The organism is Flavobacterium sp., from assembly GCF_003525665.1.
Lineage (GTDB): Bacteria > Bacteroidota > Bacteroidia > Flavobacteriales > Flavobacteriaceae > Flavobacterium.
Genome location: NZ_DQDX01000007.1, coordinates 1 through 8,335, shown reverse-complemented (window position 1 = coordinate 8,335; position 8,335 = coordinate 1). Strand labels below are relative to the sequence as shown.

Below are 8,335 nucleotides of genomic sequence, written 5' to 3'. Positions count from 1 at the left end.
ACTTCGGTGCCGCTACAATCAGGGCTAATTAGCATTTGTCCTTCGCAAAATCAGATTTTCAAAAGAAATTTAGTTGTGAAAATCCGTTTAATCTGTAAAATCTGAGGCAAAAAATCTTATTTTTACCCAACTAAAATTCAACAATGCTTTTTCTATACAATCTAATTATAATTCTGGCTTCGCAAATAGTAAAACTAGTAGCGCTTTTCAGTCCGAAAGTCAAACTTTTTGTCAACGGAAGAAAAGAAGTTTTTCCTATTTTACAAAGTAAAATCAGTCCAAACGACAAAACAATTTGGTTTCATGCTGCATCATTAGGTGAATACGAACAAGGTTTACCAGTGATAGAAAAAATAAAAGTTCAATACCCAAATCATAAAATAGTTGTTACTTTCTTCTCACCATCAGGTTACGAAGTAAGAAAAAACAATACTGTTGCCGATGCTACAGTCTATCTTCCATTAGACACAAAATCGAACGCACAGAAATTCATCAAAACCATAAATCCAGAATTAGTTTTCTTCATCAAATATGAATATTGGCCCAATTATCTGAATGAATTGAAAAAACTTCAAATAAAAACTTATCTAATTTCAGGTATTTTCAGAGAAAACCAAGCTTTTTTCAAATGGTATGGAGGTTTTTACAGAAACGCTTTAAAAACATTCGACTACTTTTTTGTACAAAACGAAAGCTCCAAAAATCTGATTCAATCTATTGGTTTCAATAACGTAAAAGTTTCCGGTGACACTCGTTTTGACAGAGTAGTTTCCATTTTGGAACGAGATAATTCATTAGATTTTATCCAACAATTCAAAGACAATAAAACCACAATCGTCATAGGCAGTTCATGGCCAAAAGACGAAAATTTATTGGTGAATTACATTAATAATGCATCCGATGATATAAAATTCATCATCGCACCGCACAATATCAAATCGGAACAAATTGTAAATCTGAAATCACAAATTACAAAACCAACGATTTTATTTTCCGAAAATGTAGAGACAAGGCATGCCTTGTCTCTACAGGAAAAAAACGTTTTCATCATCGACACTATCGGAATTTTAACCAAAATTTATTCCTACGCAGACATCGCCTACGTTGGTGGCGGATTTGGAAATCCTGGTGTTCATAACATTTTAGAACCAGCAACATTTGGAATCCCGATCATTATTGGTCCCAATTATTCGCATTTTGCCGAAGCAATTGCATTGGTTCATCAAGAAGGTTGTGTTTCAATTTCGAATCAAAATGAATTAAACGAAGCCCTTGATAATTTAGTTTTCAATGAAGATGACCGTCACGAAAAAGGACATATTTGTTCCACTTTTGTACAAATGAATAAAGGTGCGACGGAAGTTATTTTGAAACATATTAATAATTAATCAATGTTAAAAATTGTATTCTTTATAATGTATCACGGCTGGAAAATAGAAGAACCTCGTTTCAACTCAAGAAATCTTCAAAGATTACAAACAGCTTTTATTGCTCAACAATGTACATTTTTTATCATTTTATTTTTAATACCTATTGAAAAATATTTTGATACAAAATTTTTAAATTGGATTAAATTATTAACTAATGATATTAAAACCGTTAGATTATTTGTAATGCTCTTTGTCATTTCAACAATTATTATTTATAACTATTTTACGATTTTTAGAAAGGATGCTAGAGAAAAAATTTTAAATCAATATAAAGGAAAATTTACAACCTTGATAAAATATCATAATGTCATATTCGCTTTATTACTCCTTCTCCCATTCATTTTAATTTGTTTATTGGATACTTAACCAAATGACAACATTCAAACCCTTAGAAACTTCTCAAGTAGAAACCATCACTGCAATGATGCAAGATTTCTATGCAATAGATAATTATCCAATTGACGTTGAAATTTCCAAACAATTATTTCAAGAATTTATTTCTCATGAAAATCTGGGGAAAGCTTGGTTGATTTATGACAATTCAGAAGTAATTGGTTATGTAATTCTAACCTTCATTTTTAGTTTCGAATATAAAGGAAGAATAGCATTCATTGACGAACTTTACCTAAAAGATATCGCACGAGGAAAAGGAATTGGAACCAAAACACTTGAGTTCATAAAAGAACAAATTCCTAAATTATCGTTAAAATTACTCTATCTTGAAGTAGAACATCACAATGAAAACGCTCAAAGATTGTATATTGCAAACGATTTCGTGATTCACAACCGAAAACTACTAAAATTCAAAACGCAAACTATCTAAAAATCCAATAATCTAAAAATCTAATTATGAGATTCATTAAATTACTATTATTATTATTTGTCATTCAAACCCAAGCGCAACAAGGCGGCATGTGGATTCCATCATTATTGAAAGGAATGAACGAAACCGAAATGAAAAATCTTGGAATGAAAATCTCTGCCGAAGAAATTTATTCGGTAAACAATTCTAGCATGAAAGATGCTGTTCCGCAATTCAATGGAGGTTGTACAGCCGAAGTGATTTCTGACAAAGGATTGATTTTAACAAATCACCACTGCGGATTTGATGTTATTCAAAACCATTCAACCGTAGAACACGATTATTTACAAGATGGTTTTTGGGCTTACAAAATGGAAGAAGAAATTCCAAACAAAGATTTAGTTGTAATGTTTGTGGTTCAAATTGATGATGTTACTACTAAAATTTTAGAAGGCGTTGCATCGCTTTCATCAGAAGCTGAAAAACAAAAGAAAATTCAGGAAAATATTGCTTCGGTAACCAATTCTTCTCCAAAAGAAGCTTGGCAAGAAAACAAAATCAGAACTTTTTATGATGGAAATCAGTACTTATTATTTGTAACAGAAACTTATAAAGACGTTCGTTTTGTTGGCGCGCCACCAAGTTCTATTGGAAAATTTGGATCGGATACTGATAACTGGGTTTGGCCTCGTCACACTGGAGATTTTTCTTTATTCAGAATTTATGCTGATAAAAATAATCGTCCTGCAGCTTATTCTGCAGATAATGTTCCTTACAAACCAAAACACTTTTTCCCAATTTCAATCGCTGGTTTAAAAGAAAATGATTTCACAATGGTAATGGGTTATCCTGGAAGAACTACAGAATATTTACCATCGGTTGCTGTAAATCAAATTATTGAAACTTTAAATCCGGCTAAAATTGAAATTCGCGATGCTGCTTTAAAAGTACAAGACCGATTTATGAGAAAAAGTCAAGCCATCAAAATTCAGTACGCTTCAAAATATGCGAGTGTTGCAAATTATTGGAAAAAATGGATTGGTGAAACTAAAGGTTTGAAGAAATCAAATGCGGTTGCTGCCAAACAAAAATTCGAAAAAGAATTCCAAGAAAAAGTAATAAAAGCAGGAAAACAATCAGAATACGGAAATCTATTAACTGATTTTGAAAAAAATTACACTGAAATAAAAGACTATGCATTGGCTAGAGATTATTTCACTGAAGTTGCTTTGAGAAATTCAGAAATATTGACTGTTGGTTACAAATTGTACCAATTAGAACAAATTTTAAATTCTAAAGGCGAGCAATCATTTACAGATAGAAAAAACAATTTATCAACTGGAATAGATGAGTTTTACAAAGATTACAATGTTGATGTTGATCGTAATGTATTTGAACAATTAATTGGTTTGTATGCAGCGAATTATCCAAAACAATTTTTACCAGAATCATTGAAAAATATTGATGCACCAAAATTAACTGCTGATATTTTTACAAATTCAAAATTAACTTCACTACAAAATTTCAGATCATTATTAGAAGGTGATTCGAAAACAGTTATTGAAAAATTGAATAATGACAAAGGTTATCAATTAATCAAATCGATGACCGAAGCTTTTTCTAAAAATGTAGCTCCGAAATATGATGAATTGAATTTGAAAAATATTGCGTTACAAAGAACTTACATGAAGGCTATTTTAGAATTAAGTCAGAAATCAGATCGAATTTTTCCTGATGCTAATAGTACTTTGCGTGTAACTTATGGAAAAGTAAAAGGATATAAACCAAATGATGGAGTTGTTTATGAGCCATTCACTTATTTAGATGGAATTATGGAAAAATACATCCCGGGTGATTATGAATTTGATGTTCCAAAAAAATTAATCGATTTGTACAATACTAAAGACTATGGAAATTATGGTGTAAATGGTAAAATGCCCGTTTGTTTTATAGCAACAAATCACACTACAGGAGGAAATTCTGGAAGTCCAGCCTTAGATGCAAAAGGAAATTTAATTGGCTTAAATTTTGATAGAGTTTGGGAAGGAACTATGAGCGATGTTTATTACTCACCAGAGATTTGTAGAAACATTATGGTTGATGCCCGATATGTTTTATTCATTATTGATAAATTTGCGGGTGCAAAAAATATCATTAACGAATTGAAAATCATACAACCAGCAAAGAAAAAATAATTTTAGTGTAAATTTAAGTTTGGCACGAAATTTGTAAATAAGTTTGCCGGAATAGAAAGTGAAAAATTTGAAAAAAAGTGAAATAAAAGTTTTTCCGATTGAAAAAATTTATATCTTTGCTCCGAATTAATAATTAACCTTTTATAATTAAGTAAGATGAAAAAAGTATTTTTAAGTTTAGCTATCGTTGCTGCATTAACTGTAGTATCTTGTAAACAAGCAGAAGGTGATGCTGCTGCTGCTGTTGATTCAACAGCTGCTGTTGTTGATTCTGCTGCTGAGGTAGTTGATTCTGCTGCTGCTGTAGTTGATTCTGCTGCTGCTGTAGTTGATTCTGCTGCTACTAAAGTTACTGAAGAAGTAAAAAAATAATTAAAACCTAGTTTTAATTTTAAGCTCCGTTCGCGGAGCTTTTTTTATGCCTATTTTTTTATAAAACTCCAAAAACATCTTCTGCTGGAGGAAAAATATCATCTTGTGAGGAAAAATCAAGAATTTCTGATTTTGAAATTGTTCTTATAATTTCATCAATTCCTTTTTGAAGTAATAATTGTGTAGTATATTTTCTGCTAACTGCAATTTCTCGATCTTTTAAAATAATTTTAAAGTATAACTTTCCGTTTTTAGATTTAAACTTCATGAAGAAAACTTCGTTTATGCAATTTTTTAAATGATCTATATCGTCTTCACATTCAAATCGCAACTCAAAATCATTACTTATAAAAATAGTTTTACCCTTACGAGAAGTAAATTCGTATTTATAAAATCCATTAAGTCGTTTAGTAATTACAAAAGTTCCCATAGGTTATAAAAGCTATCAGTTTAATAATTGCACCAGATTTCGAAAATAAATTGAAATGTTAATCCGTAAAAAAATAATTTGGAATTTTACTTTTTAGGAATTTTATAAAATAAAAAAAGCTCCAAATAAATTTGGAGCTTTTGTACTCAAGGCGGGACTTGAACCCGCACGAACTAAACGTTCACTGGATTTTAAGTCCAGCGTGTCTACCAATTCCACCACTCGAGCATTATAGTAGTTGAGCGAAAAACGGGGCTCGAACCCGCGACCTCGACCTTGGCAAGGTCGCGCTCTACCAACTGAGCTATTTTCGCATTATCAGATTTCCTTAGAGCGGCATTACTTGTTCTGTAATGCGGATGCAAATGTAACACTTAAATTCAATTATGCAAACGTTTTTTTGAAAAATTTTAGCACAAAATCATAACCAACTGATAACGTAAACATTACTTTTTAAGTAACATTCTTTTTATTTCATTTAACTTCATTAAAGCTTCTACTGGAGTGAGCGTATTGATATCTAAACCTAAAATCTCCTCTTTAATTTCTTCTAATAATGGATCATCTAAATTAAAAATACTCAACTGCATGTCGTCTTTAGCTGATTTTATTCCGTTTAACGCATCTCCTGAATGGTCTTTCTCTAATTTCTTTAATAGTTTTTGCGCTTTTTGAATAACTGTTTGCGGCATTCCGGCCATTTTAGCCACATGAATACCAAAACTATGTGCGCTTCCTCCTTTTACTAATTTTCTAATGAAAAGAACAGTGTCTTTTAATTCTTTCACAGAAACATTATAATTTTGAATTCGTGGCAACAGTTCACTCATCTCATTCAATTCATGATAATGCGTTGCAAAAAGCGTTTTTGGTCGGGCTGGATTTTCATGCAAGAAATCGGCGATTGCCCATGCTATCGAAATTCCGTCGTATGTACTTGTACCGCGACCAATTTCATCTAAAAGCACCAAACTTCTATCGGAAATATTATTCAAGATGGAAGCTGTTTCATTCATTTCAACCATGAAAGTAGATTCACCCATCGAAATATTATCACTCGCTCCTACTCTAGTAAAAATTTTATCAATAACACCCATTCGCACGGCTTCTGCTGGAACGAAACTTCCCATTTGAGCCAAGAGAACGATCAAAGCTGTTTGGCGCAAAATAGCCGATTTACCCGACATATTCGGACCAGTAATCATAATTAATTGCTGCGTTTCTCTATCTAAATAAACATCATTGGCAATGTAAGGAACGCCAACTGGCAACTGTTTTTCAATAACAGGATGACGACCGTTTGTAATTTCAAGCTCGAAAGTATCATCAATTATTGGACATACATAGTTATTTTCGATAGCCAATTGCGCGAAGGAAGTTAAACAATCTAATTGCGCTATCAAATTAGCATTCAACTGAACTGGTTTAATGTAAGTTGCAATCCAATTAATTAATTGTTCAAATAATTGTCCTTCTATTTGATGAATCTTTTCTTCGGCACCAAGAATTTTGGTTTCATATTCTTTTAGCTCTTCGGTTATGTATCTTTCAGCATTTACTAATGTTTGCTTGCGAATCCATTCGGTAGGAACTTTATCTTTATGTGTATTTCTAACTTCGATATAATATCCAAAAACATTATTAAACGAAATTTTAAGCGATGAAATTCCGGTTAATTCTGATTCTCTTTTCTCAATTCCTTCTAAAAATTCTTTTCCAGAAAAGGCAATGCTTCGCAATTCATCTAGTTCAGCATGAACTCCAGTAGCGATTGCATTTCCTTTAGCTATTGCAACTGGTGCGTCTTGATTTAAAGTAGTTTTAATTTTCTCACGCAACAAATCGCAAGCATGCAAACTATCGCCAATAACGCGAACCGCTTCCTGTTTACTATCTAAAGCCAATGATTTAATGGGAATAATGGCATCCAATGATTCTTTCAAATAAATCACTTCTCTTGGAGAAACTTTTCCGGCAGCAATTTTAGAAATCAAACGCTCCAAATCGGAAATTTGCTTAATTTGATACTGAATTTTATGAAGAATTTCCTGATTTTCTTTCAAATAAGAAACTACATCATGACGACTTTTAATTTTTATAGACTCTTTTAAAGGTAATGCCAACCATCGTTTTAACAATCTTCCACCCATTGGCGAAAGTGTTTTATCGATTACATCCAATAGAGTAACCGCATTCGGATTGTAACTGTGATACAATTCTAAATTTCGAATAGTAAATCGATCCATCCAAACATAAGCATCTTCTGCAATTCTTTGAATGTTGGTTATATGCTGAACCCGATTGTGTTGTGTTTCTGATAAATAATATAAAATGGCACCCGATGAAATTATGCCTTCATGCAATTCTTCAACACCAAATCCTTTTAATGAATTGGTTTGAAAATGATTGGTTAAAGTTTCAAAAGCATAATCTTGCTGATAAACCCAATCTTCAAGATAAAAAGTATTAAAATCTTCTCCGAAACTTTCTTTAAACTGATTTTTATTATTCTTCTGAATTAGAATTTCACTCGGACTAAAATTTTGAAGTAACTTATCAATGTACTCTTCATTTCCTTGCGATGTTAGAAATTCTCCAGTTGAAACATCAAGAAATGAAACGCCTAATTGTTTCTTTCCAAAATAAATTGACGCTAAGAAATTATTTGATTTAGATTGTAAAACCTCATCATTCATAGAAACTCCAGGAGTTACCAACTCAGTCACACCACGTTTTACAATAGTTTTTGTCATTTTGGGATCTTCAAGCTGATCGCAAATAGCTACTCGAAGTCCGGCTTTTACTAACTTAGGTAAATAAGTATTGATAGAATGATGCGGAAAACCAGCCAAAGCAGTTTCGGTTTCAGAACCTGCACCGCGTTTAGTTAATGTTATTCCAAGAATTTTAGACGCACGAACGGCATCTTCCCCAAAAGTTTCATAAAAATCTCCTACTCTAAACAATAAACAAGCATCAGGATACTTCCTTTTTATCTCGTTGTATTGCTTCATTAACGGCGTTTCTTTGGGGCTTTTATCTTTTGATGACAATGAAAATCTGATTTAAAAATTAGCTTACGAATTTAATTATTTAATATTAAAAT

7 protein-coding genes and 2 tRNA genes are annotated in these 8,335 nt (G+C 31.9%); 5 read left to right on the top strand and 4 right to left on the bottom strand.

Features of this window, described 5'->3' with window-relative positions:
- The first annotated feature begins 143 nt into the window (after window positions 1-143).
- From DIU01_RS00540 to DIU01_RS00520, 5 genes are all read left to right on the top strand, one after another.
- Window positions 144-1,388: a glycosyltransferase N-terminal domain-containing protein gene (locus DIU01_RS00540; protein ID WP_290831316.1), complete on the top strand. Its 1,245-nt coding sequence runs from the start codon at window positions 144-146 to the stop codon at window positions 1,386-1,388.
- A 3-nt stretch (window positions 1,389-1,391) separates the two neighbouring features.
- Complete coding sequence (locus DIU01_RS00535; protein ID WP_290831315.1) at window positions 1,392-1,796, top strand: hypothetical protein; 405 nt, start codon at window positions 1,392-1,394, stop codon at window positions 1,794-1,796.
- 4 nt (window positions 1,797-1,800) lie between these two features.
- Window positions 1,801-2,253, top strand: coding sequence for an N-acetyltransferase (locus DIU01_RS00530; RefSeq protein WP_290831314.1), 453 nt, complete (start codon window positions 1,801-1,803; stop codon window positions 2,251-2,253).
- Between the two features lie 26 nt (window positions 2,254-2,279).
- Window positions 2,280-4,427, top strand: a complete 2,148-nt coding sequence (locus tag DIU01_RS00525) for a S46 family peptidase (protein ID WP_290831313.1) — start codon at window positions 2,280-2,282, stop codon at window positions 4,425-4,427.
- Window positions 4,428-4,583: 156 nt separating this feature from the next.
- Entirely contained in the window at window positions 4,584-4,799 is a 216-nt protein-coding gene (locus tag DIU01_RS00520) for a hypothetical protein (RefSeq protein WP_290831312.1), read from the top strand.
- 58 nt (window positions 4,800-4,857) lie between these two features.
- On the opposite strand, the gene DIU01_RS00515 is transcribed toward DIU01_RS00520, so the two are convergent.
- The 4 genes from DIU01_RS00515 to mutS form a co-directional block, all read right to left on the bottom strand.
- Window positions 4,858-5,229, bottom strand: a complete 372-nt coding sequence (locus DIU01_RS00515) for a DUF1508 domain-containing protein (RefSeq protein ID WP_290831311.1) — start codon at window positions 5,227-5,229, stop codon at window positions 4,858-4,860.
- 143 nt (window positions 5,230-5,372) lie between these two features.
- Window positions 5,373-5,457: transfer RNA gene (locus DIU01_RS00510), tRNA-Leu, on the bottom strand.
- A 13-nt stretch (window positions 5,458-5,470) separates the two neighbouring features.
- Window positions 5,471-5,543 (bottom strand) — tRNA-Gly (locus DIU01_RS00505).
- A 132-nt stretch (window positions 5,544-5,675) separates the two neighbouring features.
- On the bottom strand, window positions 5,676-8,282 hold the full coding sequence (mutS, locus tag DIU01_RS00500; RefSeq protein WP_290831310.1) for a DNA mismatch repair protein MutS: 2,607 nt from the start codon (window positions 8,280-8,282) through the stop codon (window positions 5,676-5,678).
- Window positions 8,283-8,335 lie beyond the last annotated feature (53 nt).

Bases quoted from the DNA above. Each gene is read 5' to 3' on its own strand.
- DIU01_RS00540 (WP_290831316.1), top strand. From the start codon at position 144: ATGCTTTTTCTATACAATCTAATTATAATTCTGGCTTCGCAAATAGTA.
- DIU01_RS00535 (WP_290831315.1), top strand. From the start codon at position 1,392: ATGTTAAAAATTGTATTCTTTATAATGTATCACGGCTGGAAAATAGAA.
- DIU01_RS00530 (WP_290831314.1), top strand. From the start codon at position 1,801: ATGACAACATTCAAACCCTTAGAAACTTCTCAAGTAGAAACCATCACT.
- DIU01_RS00525 (WP_290831313.1), top strand. From the start codon at position 2,280: ATGAGATTCATTAAATTACTATTATTATTATTTGTCATTCAAACCCAA.
- DIU01_RS00520 (WP_290831312.1), top strand. From the start codon at position 4,584: ATGAAAAAAGTATTTTTAAGTTTAGCTATCGTTGCTGCATTAACTGTA.
- DIU01_RS00515 (WP_290831311.1), bottom strand. From the start codon at position 5,229: ATGGGAACTTTTGTAATTACTAAACGACTTAATGGATTTTATAAATAC.